The 25,250-nt window shown below is 56.9% G+C and carries 22 protein-coding genes; 14 read left to right on the forward strand and 8 right to left on the reverse strand.

Features of this window, described 5'->3' with window-relative positions:
* Window positions 1-18: 18 nt before the first annotated feature.
* The 4 genes from K3729_15265 to K3729_15280 form a co-directional block, all read right to left on the reverse strand.
* The gene (locus tag K3729_15265) at window positions 19-1,134 is read right to left on the reverse strand and encodes a hypothetical protein (protein ID UWQ98762.1); all 1,116 of its coding nucleotides are present in this window, start codon (window positions 1,132-1,134) and stop codon (window positions 19-21) included.
* A 310-nt stretch (window positions 1,135-1,444) separates the two neighbouring features.
* Window positions 1,445-2,524, reverse strand: a complete 1,080-nt coding sequence (locus tag K3729_15270) for a hypothetical protein (protein UWQ98763.1) — start codon at window positions 2,522-2,524, stop codon at window positions 1,445-1,447.
* A 119-nt stretch (window positions 2,525-2,643) separates the two neighbouring features.
* Window positions 2,644-3,399: a L,D-transpeptidase gene (locus K3729_15275; GenBank protein UWR01085.1), complete on the reverse strand. Its 756-nt coding sequence runs from the start codon at window positions 3,397-3,399 to the stop codon at window positions 2,644-2,646.
* A gap of 214 nt (window positions 3,400-3,613) precedes the next feature.
* Window positions 3,614-4,834 (reverse strand): aminopeptidase P family protein, encoded by a 1,221-nt coding sequence (locus K3729_15280; protein ID UWQ98764.1) that lies wholly within the window; start codon window positions 4,832-4,834, stop codon window positions 3,614-3,616.
* 149 nt (window positions 4,835-4,983) lie between these two features.
* Here K3729_15280 and K3729_15285 point away from each other — a divergent pair, with 149 nt between their 5' ends.
* The 5 genes from K3729_15285 (at window position 4,984) to K3729_15305 (ending at window position 10,235) form a co-directional block, all read left to right on the forward strand.
* Window positions 4,984-5,439 (forward strand): hypothetical protein, encoded by a 456-nt coding sequence (locus K3729_15285; protein UWQ98765.1) that lies wholly within the window; start codon window positions 4,984-4,986, stop codon window positions 5,437-5,439.
* A gap of 88 nt (window positions 5,440-5,527) precedes the next feature.
* Entirely contained in the window at window positions 5,528-7,006 is a 1,479-nt protein-coding gene (locus K3729_15290; GenBank protein UWQ98766.1) for an NAD-dependent succinate-semialdehyde dehydrogenase, read from the forward strand.
* Window positions 7,007-7,119: 113 nt separating this feature from the next.
* Entirely contained in the window at window positions 7,120-7,605 is a 486-nt protein-coding gene (locus tag K3729_15295; GenBank protein UWQ98767.1) for a hypothetical protein, read from the forward strand.
* 60 nt (window positions 7,606-7,665) lie between these two features.
* The gene (locus tag K3729_15300) at window positions 7,666-8,202 is read left to right on the forward strand and encodes an RNA polymerase sigma factor (GenBank protein UWQ98768.1); all 537 of its coding nucleotides are present in this window, start codon (window positions 7,666-7,668) and stop codon (window positions 8,200-8,202) included.
* A complete protein-coding gene (locus K3729_15305) occupies window positions 8,199-10,235 on the forward strand; it encodes a VWA domain-containing protein (protein UWQ98769.1) in 2,037 nt (678 codons plus the stop codon). Before K3729_15300 ends, K3729_15305 begins: the two co-directional genes overlap by 4 nt.
* A 24-nt stretch (window positions 10,236-10,259) precedes the next feature.
* Here the strand turns inward: K3729_15305 and K3729_15310 are convergent, their stop codons facing one another.
* Window positions 10,260-11,012, reverse strand: coding sequence for a TIM barrel protein (locus K3729_15310; protein ID UWQ98770.1), 753 nt, complete (start codon window positions 11,010-11,012; stop codon window positions 10,260-10,262).
* A gap of 84 nt (window positions 11,013-11,096) precedes the next feature.
* Window positions 11,097-11,693 carry a DUF1285 domain-containing protein gene (locus tag K3729_15315; GenBank protein ID UWQ98771.1) on the reverse strand — a complete coding sequence of 199 codons (597 nt, stop codon included), beginning with the start codon at window positions 11,691-11,693 and terminating at the stop codon, window positions 11,097-11,099.
* Between the two features lie 60 nt (window positions 11,694-11,753).
* Between K3729_15315 and K3729_15320 the strand changes: the two genes are divergently transcribed.
* The 4 genes from K3729_15320 to K3729_15335 all read left to right on the forward strand — a co-directional run bounded on the left by K3729_15320 (window position 11,754) and on the right by K3729_15335 (window position 18,630).
* Window positions 11,754-12,758 (forward strand): MoxR family ATPase, encoded by a 1,005-nt coding sequence (locus tag K3729_15320; protein UWQ98772.1) that lies wholly within the window; start codon window positions 11,754-11,756, stop codon window positions 12,756-12,758.
* A complete protein-coding gene (locus K3729_15325) occupies window positions 12,755-13,627 on the forward strand; it encodes a DUF58 domain-containing protein (protein ID UWQ98773.1) in 873 nt (290 codons plus the stop codon). Before K3729_15320 ends, K3729_15325 begins: the two co-directional genes overlap by 4 nt.
* 82 nt (window positions 13,628-13,709) lie before the next feature.
* Window positions 13,710-16,472 (forward strand): DUF4159 domain-containing protein, encoded by a 2,763-nt coding sequence (locus tag K3729_15330; GenBank protein UWQ98774.1) that lies wholly within the window; start codon window positions 13,710-13,712, stop codon window positions 16,470-16,472.
* Window positions 16,473-16,551: 79 nt separating this feature from the next.
* Window positions 16,552-18,630: a hypothetical protein gene (locus K3729_15335; protein UWQ98775.1), complete on the forward strand. Its 2,079-nt coding sequence runs from the start codon at window positions 16,552-16,554 to the stop codon at window positions 18,628-18,630.
* A gap of 10 nt (window positions 18,631-18,640) precedes the next feature.
* Here K3729_15335 and K3729_15340 read toward each other — a convergent pair whose 3' ends face one another.
* Both K3729_15340 and K3729_15345 read right to left on the reverse strand, forming a co-directional pair.
* Window positions 18,641-19,003, reverse strand: coding sequence for a hypothetical protein (locus K3729_15340; protein UWQ98776.1), 363 nt, complete (start codon window positions 19,001-19,003; stop codon window positions 18,641-18,643).
* Complete coding sequence (locus K3729_15345; GenBank protein UWQ98777.1) at window positions 19,000-19,698, reverse strand: DUF599 domain-containing protein; 699 nt, start codon at window positions 19,696-19,698, stop codon at window positions 19,000-19,002. The genes K3729_15340 and K3729_15345 overlap by 4 nt, the downstream gene beginning before the upstream one ends.
* A 105-nt stretch (window positions 19,699-19,803) precedes the next feature.
* Here K3729_15345 and K3729_15350 point away from each other — a divergent pair, with 105 nt between their 5' ends.
* The 5 genes from K3729_15350 (at window position 19,804) to K3729_15370 (ending at window position 25,220) form a co-directional block, all read left to right on the forward strand.
* The gene (locus tag K3729_15350; GenBank protein ID UWQ98778.1) at window positions 19,804-21,237 is read left to right on the forward strand and encodes an FAD-binding protein; all 1,434 of its coding nucleotides are present in this window, start codon (window positions 19,804-19,806) and stop codon (window positions 21,235-21,237) included.
* Window positions 21,238-21,306: 69 nt separating this feature from the next.
* Window positions 21,307-22,416, forward strand: a complete 1,110-nt coding sequence (locus K3729_15355) for an FAD-binding protein (GenBank protein UWQ98779.1) — start codon at window positions 21,307-21,309, stop codon at window positions 22,414-22,416.
* Window positions 22,416-23,735 carry a glycolate oxidase subunit GlcF gene (glcF, locus tag K3729_15360; GenBank protein UWQ98780.1) on the forward strand — a complete coding sequence of 440 codons (1,320 nt, stop codon included), beginning with the start codon at window positions 22,416-22,418 and terminating at the stop codon, window positions 23,733-23,735. Before K3729_15355 ends, glcF begins: the two co-directional genes overlap by 1 nt.
* Window positions 23,736-23,796: 61 nt before the next feature.
* On the forward strand, window positions 23,797-24,612 hold the full coding sequence (locus tag K3729_15365) for a trypsin-like serine protease (protein UWQ98781.1): 816 nt from the start codon (window positions 23,797-23,799) through the stop codon (window positions 24,610-24,612).
* A gap of 140 nt (window positions 24,613-24,752) precedes the next feature.
* Window positions 24,753-25,220, forward strand: a complete 468-nt coding sequence (locus K3729_15370) for an Hsp20 family protein (protein ID UWQ98782.1) — start codon at window positions 24,753-24,755, stop codon at window positions 25,218-25,220.
* The last annotated feature ends 30 nt before the right edge of the window (window positions 25,221-25,250 follow it).

Raw genomic sequence — 25,250 nt, forward strand, 5'->3', positions numbered from 1 at the left:
ACTCACTTTATCAAAATCTTAGCGGTGGCTCAGCACGCGACCGCGGTCGCTGACCACAAATTTACGCACATCACGAAACCCCGGTGGGTTGCGTTCGGCAAGCGCCTGATAGGGCCGTTCGGGCATAATCAACGACCGTTCCATCCGCGTCGCCCCCGTATCAGCACCCTGTCCCGCAAATGGATCAAGCGCGAAAATCTGGCGCTCAACCGTGCCGAACCAACCGGATTTCACCCGTTCCACGCGATCCGCGACCAGTTCTTCTTCGGTCCAGACCAGCGCCCAATCTTCACCAACAGGGCTGTTCGCGGCGGCAAGGACTTCACGCAATGGGCCCGTTTGCCGCGTGAACGCGTTCGAATACATCGGCCCGATATGAAAACGGCGCAACCGCACGGGATGCAGATCGTCAAAATCTTCGTCAAAGCCTTTGGCAATCGTCAGCAATTTTAGATGCGCGACAGACTGCGCCATCAGATGCGCCTGCACTTCGGGCCAACGCCGTTCGTCTTTGGGCAAGCCGGTGCGCCCGCTGTCTTCGACATCCATCAGATAGATCGTCGGCAGGTTCACTTGGCTATCATAGACCGCCCAATGGATTTGGAACGTCCGCCTGTCGCCGTCGTTGCCGATCCAAACAGCTTGTGGATCGTTGCGCGCCCAGAACTGATGTCCTTTGAGCAGTTCTTCGTAATACAGCCGCTGCGAAAGCGCATATTGCAGCTTTGTCGGGATCTTCTGTTCGCCAACAATCGTGCGGACCATCTGGTCTTTCAGGTCTTCTGCAGAGGGCATGGTCGCCAAATGCCGTTCGGCCTGTAGCGCATCATTCGCCATCTCAAGCAGCTCTTGATACACCGGAAAGCCGCTTTCGACCCGGTCAAAGGTCAGCTGCCCCGCGTGGGAAAACCGACCAGAGAAATGGTATTTATGCGCGAGCGACCGAAACGTGATGTTCAATCCCACAAGGTAGCGGGCCACGGCATCAATATCGCGTTTAGACAAACTGCGTTCAGCCTGCATCGTCGCCGCGACCTTGTTAAGGTACTGCGTGATCCGTTCAAACTTGCCGAAGTAGCGCCGCGTGACGCGGGTGTCCTCGAGTTTGAAGTGGTCGTCGGAGAGGTCAGTCAATTTATTAAGTTCCCGTCCCGATCAATACCTGAAAACCAAATTAAAAAGTGCCCCGAAGGACCGTCGCAGCGATCTTGCCATCTATCCAAATAGAATTCGTTTTCTTTGAACTTCATGATGCTCCAAGCTCCGCGGTTCACCCAAGGCCCAAAACCTACAAAAAAGATCAATATGAATCCAACTCCCGCAAGCAGTCCACCGAACGGGTTTTCGATTGGACCCGGGTTGATTGCGTTGGGCTCAATCCATACCCCCCAAGTGGTGAAAGCGGCCCCAAGCGCCATGAAAAACGAACATCGCAGGTAAAAGATCACTCAGCCCCATACTCATTGCTATCGTGCTTCTCTACGATCTTCGCAAAGCGCCGCACGAACCGTTCGTCCGCCTTCGCCTTCTGCTCTAGCACCTCACGCGCGAACACCATGTGATCTTCGTGGGCTTCCAGCATATCGGCCATCCGGTTGTTTGTCGCGGCGCCAATTGCGGCCATCGCTGTCTGGGCCTCTTGGTCCGTCTTCACGCCGATCTCGTTGATCTGGTGGGCAACGTCCTGCTGTTGGGCGGTCTTCAACGACTTCGACAGCGCATCATACAGCACAACCCGCTGCTTCGTGTCCGTCTCAAGTTTGTTGATCAGCACCATCTGGGTCGCGGCTTGGTTCTGTAGCGAGTCGATCCAGGTTTTGCCCTTCTCGATATAGCGTTCCAACGTCTGGGATTTGGCAACCAAAACCTGTTCGGCCTGCACCAATTCATTATATTTCTGGTTTGCAGCGGCCAATTCACTTTCCAGCTTCGTACGGGCGGCGGCGTCTTGTTCTACGGAAATCTTGTTCTCAAGCGCGATGATATCCGGGTCCATCGCCAGGATATCGGCGCGGGCGGCTTCGAGTTCGCCAACCGTCACTTCACGTTCATCAAGCGTACCAGTCAGGTTGTTTTCAACGCTGACCTTCTGTTCGTTCAATTCGGCCAACTGCGTTTGCAGCAACTTCGTGATCACGTCGGATTTGGAAATCAGGTCTTGCAATTTGTCATCGACGGACGCTGTGCGCATCCGTTCCTGACGCATGCTGTCTGCCTTCGCCTTCGAGAAAATCCCGATGAAGGTTTCCATGCCCGTCTTGTTGCGCATTTCGTCAAAGTCTTTGGAAAAGGCAGACGTCACATCATCCAAACCCATGATCAGTTCGGCGATGTTGGCGTTCATCAGTTCGGTATGCGCGTGAACTTCGTCCAGCGACGCGTTTTCGATGTCGACGGAAATGTCTGTTCCTGCCGCCATTTTCTGACGTGCAGTTTCAATCCGGCTGGTCAAAGCGGCAATCTTGTTTTGGGCCTCTGCGACCTGTTCTTGTGATTGTTGAATTTGCGCGTCGAAATCGGCCATCTGAAAATTCCCTGAGGTTAGTCTTGTTACAACTAACCTAGGAAATGCAGGACCGATTTACAAATGCAGATCACACGCTTGGCGCGATTTTGGGGGAATACCTTACCCCAAAAATCGGGTCAGCTGTCGATGAACAGTTCCACATCGTCCGCGTTCGGTTCTTCGGTGCCGAATAATTCCTCACGGGACAGGATTTTCGGCGGAAGTTCGACACCACGTTCGTAGTTTTCCGGATCAACCCGCAGAGATTCTTCGCGGCTACGAATGTGGACTTTTGTCGGCACATCCACTTCTTCGTATAGATGGATGATGTCGTGGTTGAACATGCGGATACAGCCCGCAGATCCGGAATTACCGATTGATTCCAGATCGTTGGTCCCGTGGATGCGGTAATACGTGTCACGCCCGCCACGATACAGATACAACGCGCGGCTTCCCAAGGGGCTGCTTAGACCACCGGGCACGCCGCTTGCGAAAGGACCATAAACTTCGGGTTCGGTGCGCAGCATGTTTTGCGTTGGCGTCCAACCGGGCCATTCGCGCTTCAGCTTGATGGTCGCACCACCGTTGATGGATCGACCTTGGCGGCCAACACCAACCGGATACCGCACGGCGGATCCATCGGATTTAATGTTGTACAAAAACTTGGCGTAAGGATCGACATCGATCGTGCCTGGGCCTTGTTCACCAAGATATTGCCCGACCATCCGGCGGTTAATCCCTTGTGTGTACGTATCGGGGATGCCCGGCAGGTTATATTCACCGTCTTGGATCGGGCCGTAGCCTTCCATGAAATTGATCTGCGGCTCAAAATCCTCGGCTGCATTCGATGCTGGAATGCGTGGACCGCAGGCAGCCGTCGAAGCAAGAAGCATGGCGCCAAAAGTGCGTCGATTGAAAATAAAAGAATCGGGCATGGCAGCACCTTTTAGAATTAATTCAAGCGGTCTAGCACAATCACCGGTTAGCGTGAAATCACCATAATGTGGGCCGGTAAGAGTGGTGTGCGAACGCAACAGTCCCAGTCAGAACCAACTCCAAGGCGGAAAGTTCCCCCATAAGAATGGGGAAACCCGTGATGTTGGTGCGTCAGCCGATCACGTTGTGGTCAGGCCCATAGGGGAAGCCGGTGATGTTTTCTGCCCCGTTTTCGCTGATGATCAGGATATCATGTTCGCGATATCCGCCTGCGCCTGCCTGACCTTCAGGAATTGTCAGCATGGGTTCCATGCTGATCACCATCCCCGGTTCGAGCACCGTATCGATATCTTCACGCAGTTCTAATCCCGCTTCGCGCCCGTAATAATGGGATAGAACGCCAAAGGAATGCCCGTAGCCAAAGGTCCGGTATTGCAGAAGATCGCGTTCCGCAAAGAAGTCGTTAATCTTATGCGTCACCTCGGCACAGCTTACGCCGGGTTTTAGTAACGACATGCCATATTCATGCGCCCCGACGTTGGCTTCCCAAATGCGGCGGCTTTCATCGTCCACATCGCCAACGAACAACGTCCGTTCTAGCGCGGTGTAGTAGCCGGAAATCATCGGAAACGTGTTCAGTGACAGGATATCACCATGTTCCAATTGGCGCGATGTCACCGGATTATGCGCCCCGTCTGTGTTGATCCCTGACTGGAACCACACCCACGTATCCCTGTATTCGGCATTGGGGAAGCGCCGCGCGATTTCGATCTCCATCGCATCGCGGCCCGCCATTGCGACGTCAATTTCGCGGATACCGGGTTTGATGGCGTCACGGATAGCGTAGCCGCCAACGTCCGCGACCGCTGCACCCTGCCGGATCAGGTCCAACTCTGCGGTGGATTTGTGCATACGTTGCCGCATTGTATCCAACGACACATCCAGCAACGCAGCCGGTGCGAGAAAGGCCGACAGTTTTTCAGATTGTAGAATTGTCAGATGGTCCATTTCGTAACCAACGACTTTGCCCATGCCTGTGACCGACAAAATGGCGCGCCAGTAATTGTCGCGTTCCCAATCCGTATAGACAATATTATCGCCAAATCCGCGTCGCCATGGTTGCGCGGCATCAATGCCAGCACTGATCGTGACGACCTGTGTTTTGGTCACAACCAGCGCGTAAGGACGGCCAAACGCGCAATACAGAAAACCGGAATAATAGCCGATATTGTGCATTGATGTCAGAACGCAGGCATCGATGCCCTTGATCGCCATTGTCTCGCGCAGGTTTGCGAGGCGGGCTTCGTATTCTGCATCACCAAAGGGAAGCGTGCGTTCGCCTTGCTGAAATCTGTGAAATTGAGTGCGGGTAGTCATCGTTTTAGACCTCATAACATAAGGTCCCGGCGTTCAGGACTTGTGGGTGTTATTGACCGCGACGCCATCGCGATCCCCATGGTCAAATCTTTAGGCGGCACGGCTGCGTTTTGGCAAACGAAATTCACGTGACACGATGTTCTTTCCGCGGCAGACTATCCGGCATGTCTTTGTTTCGTCGCCTTCTTCCTGTTGTCTTTTCTGGTGCGGGTTTGCCCTTTGGCCTCGGTTTTCTGCGCCGCAGTCGGTCGCGCCAGCCGAAACTTGGCAAGCCCCTGCCCGCAGATAAAACGCGCGTCCACTTTTTCGCGGGAAACTTCGCTAGCAAAGATGCCGCGCGGCATTATTGCTTTCACAGCGAACGCAATGTCCCCGAAGATCTGACCCGCGAATTGCCTGATGCCTTCATCGACATTGCACATGTCGAAATCGTGTTTGGCGAACATCGCGAACGTCTATCTGACTTTTTGGACGTGGACGGGGTCGAGACATTGTTGCGCAAAATCGATCACAAAAACACGCTTGTCATGATCGCAGAACAGGCCTTTGGCGGTTTTCCCTACGCATTAAATGACACGTCCGTTCTGCACTACATTGGCGATAAGGTGGTCGACGTTTAGCCTGCATCGATAGGCCCAGTTCACTTTTGTCCTTTACCTACCCCACCATCAGCCCCAGATATGAGGCAACACGAATGGGGAGATCGCTATGCTTGACCAAACAACTGACCTCGCAGGGCGCCTGTCCCGCCCTGACCTGATTTGCACAAAGGCCTATGTGGGCGGCGAATGGGTCGACGCGGAAGACGGGAAAACCTTCGACGTCATCAATCCGGCCCGCGGCGATGTAATTGCTAAGGTCACCGATTTGTCACGCGAAGACGTCGCAGGTGCGATCAAGCTGGCCGAAGCCGCTCAAAAAGGCTGGGCCGCGTTGGCCGCCAAAGAGCGTTCCAAAGTCCTGCGCAAATGGTTCGACCTGATGATGGCCAACCAAGAAGACCTTGCCCAGATCATGACTGCAGAACAGGGCAAACCGCTGACGGAAGCACGTGGCGAAGTCGCCTATGGCGCGTCTTTTGTAGAATGGTTTGGCGAAGAAGCAAAACGCGTGTACGGCCAGACGATCCCCGGCCATATGGCCGACAAACGTATCCAAGTGATCAAACAGCCAATCGGTGTGGCCGCCGGCATCACGCCGTGGAATTTCCCCAACGCGATGATTGCTCGCAAAGTGGCACCGGCACTGGCGGCAGGCTGTGCTTTTGTTGTGCGTCCCGCGTCGCTGACACCGCTGTCTGCTCTTGCCATGGCGAAACTGGGCGAAGAAGCGGGTATTCCTGCTGGCCTGTTTTCCGTTGTGACATCTGATGACGCATCGGGCGTCGGCAAGGAATTCTGCGAAAATCCGATTGTGCGCAAATTGACCTTCACAGGCTCAACCCCCGTTGGGCGCATCTTGCTGAAACAAGCCGCTGATCAGGTGATGAAGTGTTCTATGGAACTTGGCGGCAATGCCCCGTTCATCGTGTTTGATGACGCTGATCTGGACGCGGCTGTCGAAGGCGCGATTGCCTGCAAATTCCGGAACAACGGGCAAACATGTGTCTGTGCCAACCGGATTTACGTGCAGGCGGGTGTCTATGATGCATTTGCTGAAAAGCTGAAAGTTGCGGTCGAAAAACTGGCCGTTGGTGACGGGCTGGAAGACGGCACAGCACTTGGTCCGCTGATCGAACCGAAAGCAGTCACAAAGGTCGAAGAGCACCTGAAAGACGCGTTATCCAAAGGTGCTACTGTTCTGACCGGTGGCAAGCCGCATGAATTGGGCGGGCTGTTCTTTGAACCGACCGTCGTCACAGGCGCGACCAAAGACATGCAGGTCGCAACTGACGAAACCTTCGGCCCATTCGCGCCGTTGTTCAAATTCGAAGATACGGATGACGTGATTGCGCAAGCCAACGACACGATCTTTGGGCTCGCATCCTATTTCTACGCCAATGACCTCAGCCGCGTGACCAAGGTCGCAGAAGCGCTGGAATACGGCATTGTGGGTGTGAACACGGGTATCATCTCAACCGAGGTTGCGCCGTTTGGCGGTGTCAAACAATCCGGTTTGGGCCGTGAAGGATCCAGCCATGGCATGGATGACTACATGGAAATGAAATACATCTGTACGTCTGTATGATTTGCACGGGCGGGTGCACGTGCCCGCCCTTCACCAATCTGTGATGCGCCATTGCTCCCCTTTGCTGATTGCGCCCGTTAAGCTGTCAGAAAACACCACGGCGGACCCAATTCATGTCAAAATCTCGTAAAGCGACCCAGCGCCGCAAGGCAAAACAGGCCGCAGCCCCCGCACCCAAAACGCGTCGTTCGTTCTTGGCGATGACCCCTTACATCATTGGCGGGATCATCGTCGCCGGTGGCATCGGATATATGGGGATCAGCACCGTCAGGGCCGATTTGGCAGAACAGGACCTAAGCGATATCGGCAATGGTATCCCGACGATTGTACAGGTCCACGATCCGGCCTGTGGGTCGTGTATCATTCTGGAAAAAGAAACACGTGCGGCGTTTTCGGACATCGACGAAGATGATTTGGCATACCGCATTGCCAGCCTGACCTCTGATGTCGGCAGTGAATTTGCAGCAAAACATACCGCAGGTTTCGCGACTTTGTTGTTCTTCGACGCGGACGGCGTTTTGACCGATCGGATACATGGCGAAACCGACCGCGCGGTACTGAAGACCGCGTTTCAGACGCATATCGAAGAAAATAGCTAAAAAAATTTCCAAGCTCGCCAAGGATTGACCATTCGCATCCGTCCTATAACCGTGATGCGTATGACAACTAGCGACGAAGACTTGGCTTTAGCGGCCGCAAATGGGGACGGACAGGCGTTTGCGAGCCTGCTCGACCGTCATTACGACCGCCTGTTTGCCTATTGTTTTCGCATGACCGGACAGCGGTCCGAGGCAGAGGATCTGACGCAAGACATCTGTGCCGCCCTGCCCGCCAAATTGGCCAGCTATCAACGCAGGGCCAAGGTCACGACATGGCTATATAAGGTCGCGATGAATGCGGCCCACGACCGGCGGCGCAAACAGGCGACCTATGCCAAGGCAAGCGACGGCTGGGGCGATTGGGAAACCGCCCGCACGGCGGCCAATGTTGATGCGGCAGAGCAAATCGACTGGCTGACCCAAGCAATGCGCCAACTGGTGCCCGACCTGCGCGACACGCTAGCCCTCGTGCTCGACGACATGACCCACGGGCAGGCGTCCGAGATTATGGGCGTGTCGGAAGGCACGATCAGCTGGCGCATATCAGAAGCCAAAAAGGCGCTCAAAGCATTGAAAGAAAAGGAGGACGCCGCATGACTGACGATCTAGACGACCTCAAGTCCATGATGACGACGCCTAAGCCTGATCCGACCAAACGGGCCGCTGATTTGGCGTTAGCGCAAAAAAATTTCGAAAGCCTCCAAGGATCACGCGATGCGACGCGTCCTACCCCTGTAACCGGCCTGAATGGCCTCTGGACAGGAGTAACGACTATGCTTTCATCAATGACATCCAAGGGCGGGCTGACCGCGACAACCGCGATTGTGGCCTGCGGGTTCTTGTTTTTGACGCCTACAGGGCAGGACATGTGGCGCACAGATGTGAAGGGGCTGACAAGCAACGAACACCTGATCGACCCACTGCCAGAAGACATCGGGACGGTCGACGTTCCTACACCTGAGCTTGATAAAGCGCTAGCTGAAGCGCCCGAGAATTTCACGACGCCCGCGCCAGCGGACCAGCAAGACTTCGATTTCGAAGTCGATGACAGTGTCTTAGCCGCAGCACCAGAGGCACGCGGGCGGGTGATTGACGCCCCCTTCGCAATGGATACTGTCGACGAAGCCCCCGTAGCGTCGCTTGCCGCACCAACCGTCAGGTCAAATGCGGTTAGAATAGCCACCGAGGAATCGTTCGTAACAGGCGGCCCCGAAATGGCCCCAGTTCTTGCGCCTGATACGGAAACCTTCGCCAACGCAGCTGTAAACCCGCTGAAGGTCACGTCCGAAGACCCCGTTTCGACCTTTTCCATCGATGTGGATACGGCGTCCTACGCACTGGTCCGCAATACCATCATGCGCGGCCAGCTGCCTCTCCCGGATTCAGTACGTGTCGAGGAAATGATCAACTATTTCCCTTACGACTACCTCGCCCCCGAAGCAGGCGGCGATCCGTTCGAACCAACCGTCAGCGTCATGCCAACGCCGTGGAACGTGGACACGCAGTTGGTACACATCGCGCTGCAAGGCGAAATGCCGGTTGTTGACGCGCGCCCGCCGCTGAACCTTGTGTTCCTCATCGACACATCCGGTTCAATGGCAGACGCGTCAAAGCTGCCGCTACTCAAGCAATCGTTCATGTTGATGCTCGACCAACTGCGCCCCGAAGACGAAGTGGCAATTGTCGAATATGCAGGCTCTGCTGGACAGGTGCTTGCGCCCACGCCCGCTGGCGAACGCGCCAAAATTCGCGCGGCTTTGAATGGTCTCGGCGCAGGCGGTTCAACCAATGGTCAAGGCGGGCTGGAACAGGCCTATACCGTGGCTGAAAGCATGGCAAAGGATGGTGAGGTCAGCCGTGTGTTGCTTGCCACCGATGGCGATTTCAACGTCGGCCTCAGCGATCCGTCTGGATTGGAGAACTACATCGCCAAGAAACGGGACACCGGCACGTTCCTGTCTGTTTTGGGCTTTGGTCGTGGCAATCTGAACGATCAGACGATGCAAACGCTTGCGCAAAACGGCAACGGCACGGCGGCCTATATCGACACGCTATCCGAGGCGCAAAAAGTGTTGGTCGATCAATTGACTGGGGCTTTGTTCCCGATTGCCAGCGACGTGAAAGTGCAGGTCGAATTTGACCCGACACAGATCGCCGAATACCGCCTCATCGGGTACGAAACGCGCGCATTGAACCGAGAGGATTTCAACAACGACAAGGTCGACGCAGGTGATTTGGGCGCGGGCCATACGGTGACGGCACTGTACGAAGTCACACCTGTCGGCAGCGCCGCCCGCATGACTGATCCGCTGCGTTACGGTGCGGCGCAGGTGGTCGAACCGCGCGACGAAATTGGATTTCTGAAACTGCGCTACAAAGAACCGGGTGCAGAGACATCGCAACTGATCGAAACGCCCATTCTACGCGACGCCGACGCGGGCGAAGAAGCGTCATTTGCGGCAGCAATTGCAGGTTTTGGCCAGATTTTACGTGGGTCAAATTCCTTGGGCGCATGGTCCATGGGCGACGCAATCGCACTGGCATCCGAAAGCAAAGGTGCCGATGAATACGGATACCGCGCAGAAGCGATCCAACTGATGCGCCTCGCACAAAGCCTTGGCGCGGAGTAACGGAAAACTAGGGGCTTGGCTTGGTTAACTAAGCCAAGCCAGACTGCTGCCAGTCAGCCCGTCAGGCGTATATTCGCCTGATATCCATCCCTTGTAGCCGTCTTTTTTGATTTGCTTCACAAAGGCCGCCATATCGATATCACCAGCTTCATCGGGGCTTTTGCGCCCCGGTGATTGGGCAAGCTGGACGTGGGTCACATGGTCTTTCACCTGTGCCCAGACAGACATCAGATCGCCATGGATTTGCTGAACGTGACAGGTGTCGAATTGCAACCCAAGCTGCGGCACATTGACTTCTTTCACGATTTCAACCGCTTGAATGCAGTCGTTCAGGAAATATCCGGGAACAAGCGATCCAGCCATCGGTTCAATCGTCAGGCTTTGATCAGGCGCAAATTCCGCAGCCCAGCGCAGGTTTGCGACAAAGGTTTCCAGCGCATCGGGACCTGATGCGACCCCCGCCATAATATGGATATGTTTTGCACCAAGCGCCTTCGCATACCGATGTGTTCGACGAAAATCTTGTTGAAACCGCGGACGACGCGTCGGCACAGCCGCGAAACCACGATCACCGCCGGTATAATTTGGCGGCGGGCATGTGATCATTGCAAGCGACAATTCGTTGCGCCCCAACATATCCAGCATTTCAGGCACGGGATGATCGTAAGGGAACAGAACTTCGACCGCGTCAAATCCGGCCGACCGCGCCGCGCCAAACCGTTCCAAGAACGGGAACTCTGGAAACAACGTCGACAGATTGGCGCAGTATTTTGCCATTCGCTGGCCCCCTCATACAACCTTAAGCGGCATTAAGGGCGAAACCTGCTAGAAAATGCAACTCTTTATATGCGGGTCCGTACTTTAGCTTAATTCTGCGGCGGGGATGATTGGAAAGAACACATCATGCGACCGCACACCGAACCAGATCACGCCATCGACAAGGTCTTCTTCGCCCAGATCAACAAGCCGATAGAACGATTTCCTGTCGATCAGCGCCTCCAGATTGGCGCGGATCAATACGTAGGGCGACGGCTCACCCGTTTCAGGGTCACGCACCACCCGGATCGGATGATCCGGACCTGCCACAACTTCATCGCCCACGTTGGTCAGGAAATGTAAACCTGTGTCCGTCTTATCGAAATCGATGGCCACAAATGGAGCGTCATCCACCGTGATCCCGACTTTTTCAACAGGCGTGACGAGAAAATAATCATCCCCATCCCGCCGGATAATCGTCGAAAACAGGTTCACCAGCTCTTTACGACCAATGGGGGTGCCCATGTAGAACCACGTCCCATCGCGCGCGATCCGCATATCGATGTCACCACAGAACGGAGGGTTCCACAAATGGACCGGCGGTAGCCCCTTTTTGCCTTCTTTTGCTGCCGCACGCGCCGAAGATGCGAGACTTTCCGCCGAAGGGGTCACGATGATTTGTTCTGGGGTGCTTTTTGCCATTGGGGTTCTTTGGGTTATCTGCTGTTATACCCTTGATATAGCAAGCCCCGAGGAAAAGTCATGACCAATGCCACCGATCTAGTTGCAGATATCGAAACCCTTGGCGGTAAGCTGGCAGATGCACGCGCCTCTATCGCGAAACGTTTTATCGGGCAGGACACTGTGGTTGATCTGACATTAACCGCGCTGATCTGCGGCGGACATGCGGTCTTGGTCGGCCTGCCTGGCCTCGGCAAAACTCGACTTGTCGATACGCTGTCCACCGTGATGGGCCTGAATGGGAACCGCATCCAGTTTACGCCTGACCTGATGCCAGCCGATATCTTGGGGTCCGAGGTGTTGGATCAAGCCGCCGATGGCACCCGTGCGTTCCGGTTCATCGAAGGGCCAGTGTTCTGCCAGCTTCTGATGGCCGACGAAATCAACCGCGCGTCGCCGCGGACCCAGTCCGCACTCTTGCAGGCGATGCAGGAAAAAGAGGTCACCATCGCAGGCGAACACCGTCCCCTTGGAACGCCCTTCCATGTGCTCGCGACCCAAAACCCGATTGAACAAGAAGGCACCTATCCTTTGCCCGAAGCCCAACTTGACCGCTTCCTCGTGCAAATCGACGTGCCGTATCCGGACCGCGACGCCGAACGTGATATCCTACTAGCAACGACAGGCACCGCCGACGAAGCCGTCAACGCCGTGTTCAGCGCCCAAGAATTGCTTGATGCGCAGACCTTGCTGCGCCGGATGCCTGTGGGCGAAAATATCGTTGAAATGATTCTCGATCTGGTGCGGTCATGTCGCCCTGACGCCGATGCGCCCGACATCATCCGTCAAAACGTCGGCTGGGGTCCGGGGCCACGTGCAGCACAGGCCTTGATGCTGACCGTGCGGGCATCCGCCTTGCTCGATGGACGCCTAGCGCCTTCTGCAGAAGACGTGCGCCGCATGGCGATTCCCGTGCTGGAACACCGCATGGCGCTGACATTCGCAGCGCGTGCGCGCGGCGAAACGATCCAGAACGTCATCAATACAGCCGCCACATTGATCACAAAGGTTGAGGCGGCAGCGTGATCACACCACTCGCCCTCCGGTCCGAGGCGGAAAGCCTTTCCAGCGCCCTACCGCCGCTTTTGGCAGAGGCGGAACAGCTGGCTGCGACCGTTCTGCTGGGCGATCACGGACGCAGACGGGCGGGCACTGGCGACACGTTTTGGCAATACCGGCCCGCGCAGGACACGGACGAGGCCCGTAGCATCGACTGGCGGCGGTCCGCGCGATCCGACACAAATTTTGTGCAGGATAAAGAATGGCAGATCGCACAATCGATTTTGCTGTGGGTCGATCAAACTGCGGCGATGTCGTTTACCTCTGACAAGAACCTCGCCAGCAAAGGACACCGCGCACGCACCATCGCACTTGCGACCGCGATTTTGCTAATCCGAGGCGGCGAACGTGTCGGGCTGACAGGACTGCGGTTGCCGCCCAAGCGCGGCGAACAGCAACTGGCGCAGATGGCCGCATTGTTGACCGAAGACAGCGATAAAGATTTTGGCGCACCCGAAGCGCAAGGCATGTTGCCCCATTCACGTGCCCTGTTCATCAGCGATTTTCTCGGCGACATCGAACCCACCCGCGACGCTTTGCTCAAAGCGGCTGATCGCGGCGTGCGCGGCGCGCTATTGCAAATCCTTGACCCTCAGGAAGAAGCGTTCCCCTTTGATGGCCGGACCATTTTCCAATCCATGTCGGGCACGATGCAGCACGAAACGTTGAAAGCAGGCGATTTGAAATCCCGCTATCTTGATCGACTGGCCCAGCGCAAAGAAGACCTGCAATCGCTCGCGCGTCTGACCGGCTGGCAGTTCCAGACGCACCACACCAATACGGCCCCCAATACGGCCTTGATGTGGATTTACGGCGCGTTGGAGCGGCACATATGACCCGACCGCCCCTTCTTTTGGTCTTAAATATCTCGGGGTTTGGGGCAGCGCCCCAACAGGCTCCGTCAGGAGACTTCGTAGCATGATGACTATTGGCCCACTCGCGTTTACAACGCCTTGGCTGCTTCTTGGACTGCTGGCCTTGCCGATATTGTGGCTGGTTCTCAGAGCGGTCCCGCCCGCACCGATCAAACGCCGTTTTCCGGGCGTCGCGCTGTTGTTGGGGCTGCAAGACACCGAAAGCCAATCGGACCGGACGCCGTGGTGGTTGCTTTTGCTGCGCCTTCTGGCCGTCGCTGCTGTGATCATCGGCTTTGCAGGTCCCGTCCTGAACCCGCAGACAAAGGCGACCGGCACAGGTCCACTGCTGATCATCGCAGATGGCACATGGGCTGACGCCCGCGATTGGCCTGCCCGCGTGGACCGGATGGATGCGCTTTTGGCCGAAGCCGCCCGTCAAGGTCGCACCGCCGCCGTCACGACACTGACTAGCCTTTCTGCGGATGGCGTGACATTTCAGGCGGCCGATGTCGTGGCACAAACGCTGCCCAATCTGACACCCGCCCCGTGGGAACCGCAATCAGACACACTGACCGACTTTGCCGCGACATTTGACGGCGGTTTTGAAACCTACTGGCTGTCGGACGGGTTGGCGCGGGACAATCGCGCTGATCTGCTTGACGCCCTCGAAGCCCAAGGTGCAGTTACTGTTTTCCAATCACCACGCCAGATCTACGGCGTCCGCCCGCCACGGTTGAACGATGGCGAAATCATCGTTTCTGCCACGCGCACGCCCGTAGGCCAGCCCGCGACGACCGACTTGACCGCCATCGGCTTTGATCCATCTGGCGTAGAACGGCAGCTGGCAACCGTGCCGCTGGACTTCGCCGCCGGTGAAGCCGTCGCAGAAACCGCGCTCGCCCTGCCGCCTGAATTGCGCAACCGCGTCACCCGTTTTGAGATCACAGGCGCACGGTCCGCAGCGGCGGTCAGCCTGACAGATGACAGCCTGAAACGCCGCGAAGTCGCCCTGATCGCCGGGCGCGACGACCGCGAAGGGCTGGAACTGTTGTCCCCCCTTTATTACCTGCGCGAAGCGTTGGAGCCGACCGCAGACCTGATCGACGGGACCTTGGACGATATTCTATTGGCCAATCCGGACGTTATTGTTCTGGCTGATGTCGCCACGCTCGCAGGCACTGAATCGGCAGATGTTTTGCAATGGGTTGAAAACGGCGGGTTGCTGTTGCGCTTCGCAGGCCCCCGCCTTGCCGCATCCGACACAGGCCGCGCCGAACAAGACCCCTTACTGCCGGTCCGCCTGCGGTCGGGTGGTCGCAGTGTGGGCGGGGCTATGTCGTGGGGCGAACCCAAAGCGCTGGCACCGTTCAGTGAGACATCCCCTTTCTTCGGCCTGCCCGTACCCGATGACGTCACTGTCACCGCACAGGTCATGGCCCAACCCGATCCGACGCTCGCGGACCGCGTGATTGCCCAACTGGCGGACGGCACGCCATTGGTCACGCGTGCAACGGCTGGTGAAGGGCAAATCGTTCTGGTTCATGTGACTGCCAACGCCGAATGGTCGTCGCTACCATTGTCAGGCCTGTTCGTACAAATGTTGGAACGGCTTGCGATTTCCACCAGTACACAGGCACCCAATGCGGATGACCTTGCTGGTAGCACGTGGTTGCCGAACAGAGTTCTGGACGCAACTGGACGCCTTGAAGACGGCAGCACATTGCCGGGTGTCGCGGGCGAAACGCTCGCCACTGCGGAAACGGGCCCTGACCTACGACCCGGCCTTTACACAGGCGACAACCGCCAGATTGCGGTTAACGTCATGCAAGCCGATAGCACGCTTGGGCCTGCCGCATGGCCTGCACGCATCGTCGTCGAAGGAATGAACGTCGCCCGCGAAACCGCCCTAAAAGGCTGGCTTTTGACGCTGGCGATTGGATTGCTTCTGATTGACGTGGTTGCATCACTGGCCATCGGGGGCCGTCTACGCGGGCCGCGCGCGGATGCGATGGCGGCTGTTGTGCTCGCACTACTCACGATGGGCGCACCCGCAGAGGCCCAACAGGACGACGCATTTGCGTTGCGCGCTACGTCCGAGGTTGTTCTGGGCCATGTCCTAACCGGCGATGCAGACCTCGACGCGGTTGCAAACGCAGGGCTGTTGGGGCTGTCCCAAACGCTGTTTCGGCGGACATCGATAGAACCCGCCGATCCGCTCGGTGTGAACATCGAAACCGATGAATTGGCGTTCTTCCCATTCCTTTATTGGCCCATCACCGCAAACCAAGCCCTGCCATCACGCGAAGCTTATGCCAAACTGAACCGCTATCTGCGGGGCGGCGGCATGATCCTGTTCGACACGCGCGATGCTGACACCGCAGGCTTTGGCACCGGATCACCCGAGGGGCGTAAATTACAGGCGATTGCGCGATCTCTCGACATTCCGTCGATTGAACCGATCCCTGAAGATCATGTTCTGACCCGCACCTTTTACCTGCTACAAGATTTCCCCGGTCGTTACGCGTCACGCGACATTTGGGTCGAAGCGGCCCCGTTGGTGACCGAACAGGCCGAAGGCGTACCGTTTCGCAACCTGAATGACGGCGTCACCCCCGTTGTCATTGGCGGCAACGACTGGGCGCGCGCATGGGCCGTGAACGAATACGGTGATCGGATGTTCCCCGTCGGGCGCGGTCAAGCTGGCGAACGGCAACGCGAAATTGCTTATCGTTTCGGCGTAAACCTGATCATGCACGTTCTGACAGGCAACTATAAGTCGGATCAGGTGCATGTCCCTGCCCTGCTGGATCGGTTGGGGCAATAACCATGAGCCATTTCCAGACGGCACTGTCGGAGCCTCCGGCGGAGATATTTAAGACCAAAAGAAGCTGGGGGCAGCGCCTATGACTGCGATTGTTGTGCTTGATCCGCTGGTGCCGATGTTAGCGCTTTGGGGTGCGGCCGCGTTATGTGCTGTCGCCGTCGCACTTGCGCTATGGCGGCGATTGCCCGGGTGGTGGTTTCGTGGATTGGCGGGGCTTGCCCTGCTGGCCGCACTGGCGAACCCGTCGCTGCAAAGTGAAGATCGCGACCCGCTGGCCGACATCATCGTGCTCGTTGTGGATGAAAGCGCAAGCCAACGCATTTCGGATCGCCCTGATCAGATTGCTGATTCGATTGCCAATGTGCGCGCCGAAGTCGCCCGCCTAACCAACACTGAATTGCGCATTGTCCCGATTGGTGACAGCGCGATTGAAGGCGACAGCGGGACACTGCTGATGACTGGCCTGTCGGAAGCGCTTGCTGAAGAACCACAAGGGCGGATCGCGGGTGTGATCCTGTTGACAGACGGACGGCTGCACGATGTGACCCGTGCGCCCGCATTGCCCGCACCACTACATACGCTTTTGACCGGACAGCCTGACGACTGGGATCGCCGCCTTGTCGTCGCAAACGCCCCTGCCTTTGCCATTCTGGGCGAGCCCGTGACCCTGACTTTACGCGTAGAAGATCAAGGGGCAGCCCCTGCGGACACCGCGTTTGTACCCCTGACCATCGCGATTGATGGCGACGACCCTCTACCCTTTGAGATCCCCGTTGGGCGCGACGTGGAACTGCCGATCAATCTGCCGCATGGCGGGATGAACGTTTTACAGTTCGAGATTCCGACCGCAGAAGGCGAACTGACAGACCGCAACAACAGCGCAGTCATCCAGATCAACGGCGTCCGCGACCGTTTGCGTGTGTTGTTAGTATCGGGTGAACCCCATCCGGGCGAACGCACGTGGCGGAATTTGTTGAAATCAGATGCGTCGGTTGATCTGGTTCACTTCACCATTCTACGCCCCCCTGCCAAACAAGATGGCGTGCCGGTGAACGAACTTTCACTGATCGCATTTCCGACCCGTGAATTGTTCCTCGAAAAGATCGACGAATTCGACCTGATCATTTTCGACCGCTATTCGCGGCGCGGTATTCTGCCGAATGAATACCTCGATAATATTCGCCAATACGTGGAAAATGGTGGTGCGGTGCTGGTGTCTTCCGGCCCCGAATACGGATCAGCCGAAAGCATTTACCGGTCCCCATTGGGCGCGGTCTTGCCCGGTGCGCCAACTGCGCGGGTGTTTGAAGAAGGCTACACGCCGCAGATCACCGACATCGGCAACCGCCATCCTGTGACCGAAGGGCTTGCCGCCTTTTCCCCGCCTGCGGACGATGGCGACGGTCCCGGTTGGGGACGTTGGTTCCGGTTGGTCGATGTAATTGCCGCACCTAATGCCACCACAGTGATGAGCGGTCTGGATGATCGCCCGCTTCTAACGCTCGAACGGATCGGATTGGGACGTGTGGCGTTGATTGCATCAGATCAGTCTTGGTTGTGGGATCGTGGGTACGAAGGCGGCGGGCCGCAGTTGGAACTGCTACGCCGCTTGGCCCATTGGATGATGCAGGAACCTGAGCTGGAAGAAGAATCGCTTTGGGCAGACCCGACGGGTCAAACGATGCGGATCATTCGTCGTACGCTTGAGACTGAAACAGACGACGTGACCGTGACCCATCCGGACGGCACGGAGACCGTTCTGACGCTGGAAGAGGTATCACCGGGCCGGTTCGAGACCCTGTGGGAAGCCCCTGAAATCGGTTTGTACCGCCTATCGGACGGCACATTGGATGCGGTGATTGCATTGGGACCAGCCGCGCCGCGTGAATTTGAACAGACGATTGCGACGGGTGAGCTGCTAGAGCCGCTTGTGAACAGCACGCGAGGTGGCATTCTGCGCGTATCAGACGGCGAAATTGACCTGCGTGAAGTCCGCGCAGGCCGCCCTGCTGCCGGGCGTGGATGGTTCGGGATCACACCGCGCGAGGCCTATCAAACTGCCGATATTTCTATCGCGCCATTGCTGCCAGCATGGGCATTCCTGCTGCTGGCGTCACTACTGATCATCGGGGCCTGGGTCCGCGAAGGACGTCAATAAAGACGCGAGCCTAGCGCGGCAGTTCAACCAATGTGCGGTCGTCGAACCAGCCGTCCACATTGTCACGTGTGCGGATGTAGACTTCGGTCACGCCCTCTGGAATGACGATGCCGCCTTGCGACCGCGTGAACGGTTGTTCGTTCACATGCGGATGGGCCAAGGGCCGCAAACCAAGTTGGTTGCCGTCCGCGTCAATGACTTCCCAGCCATCTGCGTAATGATCCCAACCGGTATCGGGATGCAGAATAGCGACGTCAAAACGCCACGTGTCCCCTGTGCGGGTTACAGTGACATCGACGACCTCTGGGGCATCGGCAAACGCAGCGCCAGACATCAGGGCAAAAGCAATGGATAGGGTTTTCAGTTTTTTCATGGGTACTTGCCTAACAAGATATCACGCGGAAGCGATGCAAATTCTCGTGACCAGACAAGCCAGATCACTGCAAGCGTGGCCAAGATGAAGGCGGTTGACCCGACCAGCCACGCCAATCCACCCAAAGCAAAGTACATCGACCGCAGCCCGCGATTAAAGTTGATCGCAGCGCGGATATTCAATTCCGCGGCCTGCATAGCACGTCCCATCGCATCAGGATGATTTGGATCGTTTGGAACAGCTGCCATCATGACCGAACAATAGCCGAAAATCCGGTTGGCCCAGACGAATTTCAGGAAGCCGTTGGTGAGCATAAGGGCCACAAGACCCAGCTTTACCTGCCAGACAACAATCGGGATGTCGTCAGTCGAAATTTCTGCGGCGACCCCCTGCAATGGGTCCGTATTCGCGATCAGAGCAAAAACGCCACCAATGGCGAAAATGCAGGTCGATGCAAAGAACGCAGTGCCCTGCCGCAAGCTGCCCATGATCTGACTGTCGAAGATTCGCGGCTCTCTGCCGATAAAAACCCGCAGCCATTCGCGCCGGTTATCGGACATGATTTTCGTCACGGACGGTCGCGATTTCGGCGGATGTTCGATCATCCAACCCAATATAAAATAAGCAAAACCTAGGAATGCAGCAGCGACGGCATCCCAATAGGTCAACAAGGCAAGGTGTTCGATCATTTGCATGGTCAAACACTACGCCGAACCGGTTTTACTTGCCATGCCTGAAAATTGGTTATATTTCCTTACCAATCGTGCAAATGCCCGTCAGCCACCGAACAGGAGCCCACCATGCAAATGCCCACACCAAGTGCCGCCGTCATCGCACGCAAATCGCAAATCGTTGACCGCTTGCGTCAGGTGCTACCTGCGGATGCTGTGATCGACGATGTTGCGGAAACGCGGGCCTATGAATGCGATGGATTGTCGGCGTATCGGTGCCCGCCTTTGTGTGCTGTACTGCCTGCATCGACCGAAGAAGTCTCGGCAGTTCTGAAAATCTGCTCTGAAATGGGTGTGCCAGTGGTCCCGCGCGGATCGGGCACGTCGTTGGCCGGTGGGGCGATGCCAACAGCGGATTCGGTGATCTTGGGCGTGGCAAAGCTGAACGATGTGCTGGAAACGAACTACGACGACCGGATCATTCGGGTGCAAACAGGCCGGACGAACCTGTCCGTGACAGGTGCCGTTGAAACTGATGGCTTTTTCTACGCCCCCGACCCGTCCAGCCAGTTGGCCTGCGCCATTGCGGGCAATATCGCGATGAATTCTGGCGGGGCGCATTGCCTGAAATACGGGGTGACGACCAACAATCTGCTGGGCGTCACCATGGTAATGATGGACGGCACAATCGTCGAAATCGGCGGCGGGCATCTGGACGCAAGCGGGCTTGATCTGCTGGGCGTGATTTGCGGATCCGAAGGCCAGTTGGGCGTCGTCACAGAAGCGACGCTGCGCATCTTGCACAAACCCGAAGGGGCGCGGCCCGTGCTAATGGGCTTTGACAGTTCTGAAGTGGCTGGTGCCTGTGTGTCCGACATCATCAAGGCGGGCGTTCTGCCCGTAGCAATTGAATTCATGGATCGTCCCTGCATCGAAGTTTGCGAAGCCTTCGCAAAGGCGGGCTACCCGATGTGCGAGGCCCTGTTGATCGTCGAAGTCGAAGGATCAGACGCGGAAATCGACGAACAGCTCGAGAAAATCATGGCGATTGCCAAGACGCACAATCCGGTTGAACTGCGCGAAGCGAAGAACGCGGATGAAGCAGGCCGCATTTGGTTGGGCCGTAAATCGGCCTTTGGCGCGATGGGTCAGGTCAATGATTACATGTGCCTCGACGGGACCATTCCTGTGTCAGCCCTGCCCGAAGTGCTGCGCCGCATTCAAGAACTGTCAAAAGAGTTCGGGCTTGATGTAGGCAACGTTTTCCACGCAGGCGACGGCAATATGCACCCGCTGATCCTGTATAACGCGAACAAACCGGGTGATCTCGAACTTTGCGAAGCGATGGGTGCGGAAATCCTGAAGGTCTGCGTCGAAGTTGGCGGATGCCTGACCGGCGAACACGGCGTTGGGATCGAAAAACGCGATCTGATGAATGTTCAGTTCGATCCGGTTGATTTGGAACTGCAAATGGCGGTGAAGGATGTGTTTGATCCGCAATGGTTGCTGAACCCTGCCAAAGTATTTCCGCTCGCCACGTCAGAAGCCCGCCGCGCGGCGTAGCGTTTGCGGCTCATGACAGATTGGGGGCCAGCCCCCAAACCCCCGAGATATTTAGGACCAAAAGAAGCTATGCCAGACCAAGCCAAGACAGTGACAAACGAGACAGAGCTATCCGGCGCAATTGCTGATGCCACGGGGCCGCTGCGCATTGTCGGCGGCGGGACCCGCCCTATCGGGACACCTGCGGAGGGCGCGTTTCTGTCGACTGCGGCGCTAAGCGGGATCACATTGTACGAACCGGGTGCGCTGACCCTTGTGGCACAGGCGGGCACCCCGATTGCCGAGATCGAGGCGGCATTGGACGCCGAAAACCAACGGTTGGCGTTTGAACCAATGGATCACCGCGCGCTTTTGGGGACCAACGGGACGCCGACGATTGGCGGCGTTGTTGCGGCCAACGTGTCAGGCCCACGCCGCATCGCCGTCGGGGCATGCCGCGACTTTATGTTGGGCGTACGTTTTGTGGACGGCGCTGGTCAGATCGTGAAAAACGGTGGCCGCGTGATGAAAAACGTCACCGGATATGATCTGGTGAAGTTGCTGACCGGATCCTACGGCACGTTGGGTGTTTTGACCGAAGTTTCGTTGAAGGTTCTTCCAAAGCCGGAAACATCAGCGACTTTGTCTATCTCTGGCCAAGACATCACACAGGCTGTCGCTGCGATGTCTTCTGCACTTGGGTCGCCTTTTGAAATCACAGGTGCCGCCTATCGGTCTGATAATGAAGGCCAAACGCTGTTGCGGATCGAAGGTTTTGAGAAATCAATCGCGTACCGGACAGAGCAACTGAAGGATCGGTTGAAGTCCTTTGGAGACATTGACGTCGTCACCGAAGACCCGTGGTCCGACATCGCGAACGTGACTGCATTTGCGGGCACCGACGCAGATGTCTGGCGGATATCGGTACGGCCAAGCGATGCGCCCGCAGTCGCCGCGTCTTTGCCCAGTCAAAGCCAGATCATGTTGGACTGGGGCGGAGGCCTGATTTGGGCAGCCGTGCCCGCGGGGTCCGAAGTCCGTTCAGGTCTCGGGGCGATCAAGGGGCACGCAACGCTGATCCGCGGTATAGCAGATGTACCAACTTTCCAGTCGGAACCAGCACCGCTTGCTGCAATCAGCGCGGGGCTGCGCGCAAAATTTGACCCTCGCGGGATATTGAACACGGGGATGATGGCCTGATGCAAACGACTTTTACACCAGAACAGCTGACTGATCCGGGCACACAGCGGGCCAACGAAATTCTGCGGGCCTGCGTGCATTGCGGGTTCTGCACTGCCACATGTCCAACGTATCAGGTTCTTGGCGATGAACTGGATAGCCCGCGTGGTCGGATTTACCTGATCAAGGACATGCTTGAAAACGAACGGGTGCCGGATGAGAAAACGGTCAAACACATCGACCGTTGCCTATCCTGTCTGGCTTGCATGACGACCTGCCCGTCTGGGGTTCACTATATGCACCTGATCGACCATGCGCGTGCGTATATTGAGGAAAACTATAATCGTCCGCTGTCTGAACGCGCCCTACGATGGGTGTTGGCGCGGATTTTGCCGTACCCGACGCGGTTCCGCGTGGCGTTGCTTGGCGCAAAGATTGCACGACCCTTCGTACGGTTCCTGCCTGATCCGCGCCTGCGAGCAATGATCGCGATGGCCCCCAAACAGGTCCCGCCTGTCAGCAAGAACGACGACCCGCAAACCTTTGCGGTGGCAGAACCCAAGATGCGCGTGGCACTGATGACGGGCTGTGCGCAGCGGGCCTTAAACACAGACATCAACGACGCGACTATCCGGCTACTGACCCGTCATGGCGCCGAGGTGGTGATCCCCGATGGCCAAGGCTGCTGCGGAGCATTGACTCACCACATGGGCAAAGAAACCGAAAGCCACGCGACCGCTGCCAAGAATATCAAGGCATGGGTCAAACAAATGGATGCAGGCGGGTTGGACGCTATCGTGATCAACACATCCGGCTGTGGCACGACCGTCAAAGACTATGGTCATATGTTCCGCAACGACCCGCTCGCCGCAGATGCAGCACGCGTGTCCGCGATTGCGATGGACGTGTCCGAGGTGCTGATGGAACTGGATCTGCCGAAGGGCGACGCGAAAGGCACGAAGGTCGCCTATCACGCTGCATGTTCGCTGCAGCACGGCCAGCAGATCAAAACCTTCCCCAAAGACCTGCTCAAGAACGCGGGTTTCACGGTGCTCGAACCTAAAGACAGCCACCTGTGCTGCGGGTCTGCGGGCACCTATAACCTAATGCAGCCAGAGATTTCTGGGCAGTTGAAGGAACGGAAGGTACAGACGCTCGAAGCATTAACACCGGACATCATTGCGGCAGGCAACATTGGTTGCATGATGCAGATCGGCAGCGCGACAGATGTGCCAATTGTCCACACCGTGGAACTGTTGGATTGGGCCACAGGCGGACCGCAGCCCCCTGCCCTGACGGCTGATAAAAACGCCACACCTGCCGTGCCAATGCTACGCTGACGCCTTATTATCGCCGTACGGATCAATCACATTACGACGAACCTCCAGATAGGGCCGTGTTATGATCCGTTCTCTTGTTTTGATCGCTGCAACCATTGTGGGTGGCTCTGTCGCCACTGCGCAAACCAACGCGGGGTCTGCGCTGGTCACGCTTGAGACGCGGCAAGACAGCCAAGGCTGGGAAGCTGTCGGTCGGCTTGATGTCATCGACAAGGGCTTTTGCACGGCAGCTTTGATCAGGGACAAACTGCTGCTGACTGCGGCGCATTGTGTTTACGATGACGATGATCAGCTGATTTCGGCAGATGAATTTATCTTTCAATCCGGACTGAAAAACGGACGTGCAGAGGCCACGCGCGGGATAAGCCGGCTTGTGGTACACCCCGATTACGATCCGACCGGCGATGGTGCGCGCGTGAACAACGTCGCACATGACATTGCTGTGCTTGAGTTGGACCAACCAATTCGCAGAACGCGCATCCAACCCTTTCCGATTGCAGCCAGACCAACGGCTGGGGATCAGATTTCTATTGTGTCTTACGGGAAAGATCGGTCCGAAGCACCAAGCCTGCAAGAAAGCTGTTCGGTGTTGGGTCGCCAAAACGGGGCGATTGTCATGAATTGCGAGGCAGAGTTCGGATCAAGCGGATCACCCGTGTTTCGGGTGCAAAACGGACGCGCACAGATCGTATCCGTTGTGTCGGCCATCGCACAAGCGGGTGGAAAACAAGTGTCGCTTGGCACGTCGCTGCAAGACCCGCTGCAAGAATTGTTAGCGCATTTCGCGAGCGTCGGTCCGGCCCAAGCCGGTGGCAGCCAACGTTTGATCACCTTGGGTGAACGCAACACAACAGGCGCAAAATTTGTGCGCCCCTAGGCGATACTGCGCCCCTTGAAATCCATTTTCGACGTCACCACATCTTTATCACGAGGCCGCCGATGATGGGGCCTTTGCCAAACCGCCTGTCCCCTATGGGAAGGCATCACATTGTTATCGCTTGATAAAGGATGACCCAAATGCGTCGACTTGATTTGACACCCCTGTACCGTGCCACTGTTGGCTTTGACCAAATTGCCGATCTGATGGATCGCGCGCTTGCCAATGACGTGAGCCAGAACAGCTACCCCCCTTATAACATCGAGAAGATCGAAGAAGACGGTTGGCGGATTGCCATCGCTGTGGCCGGATTTTCTGACAACGACTTGTCGATCGAAGTGCGCGACCGCGCGCTTGTTGTGACAGCCCGTAAAGCGGACGACGAGGCCGAAAAGACATACCTGCATCGTGGTATCGCGACCCGTGCTTTTGAACGTCGCTTTACGCTTGCCGACCACGTCCGTGTGACCGGCGCGTCCCATGTGGACGGCATGCTGAACATTGATCTTGTGCGCGAAGTGCCAGAGGCCCTGAAACCGCGCCAGATTGAAATCAGCAAAGCGCCGAAAAGCGATGCGAACCTCGTTGAGGCAAATGCTGTAAACTAATCAGATTGCGACGGGTGATGACCCGTCGCG

It is taken from the genome of Rhodobacteraceae bacterium S2214, from assembly GCA_025141675.1.
GTDB lineage: Bacteria > Pseudomonadota > Alphaproteobacteria > Rhodobacterales > Rhodobacteraceae > Yoonia.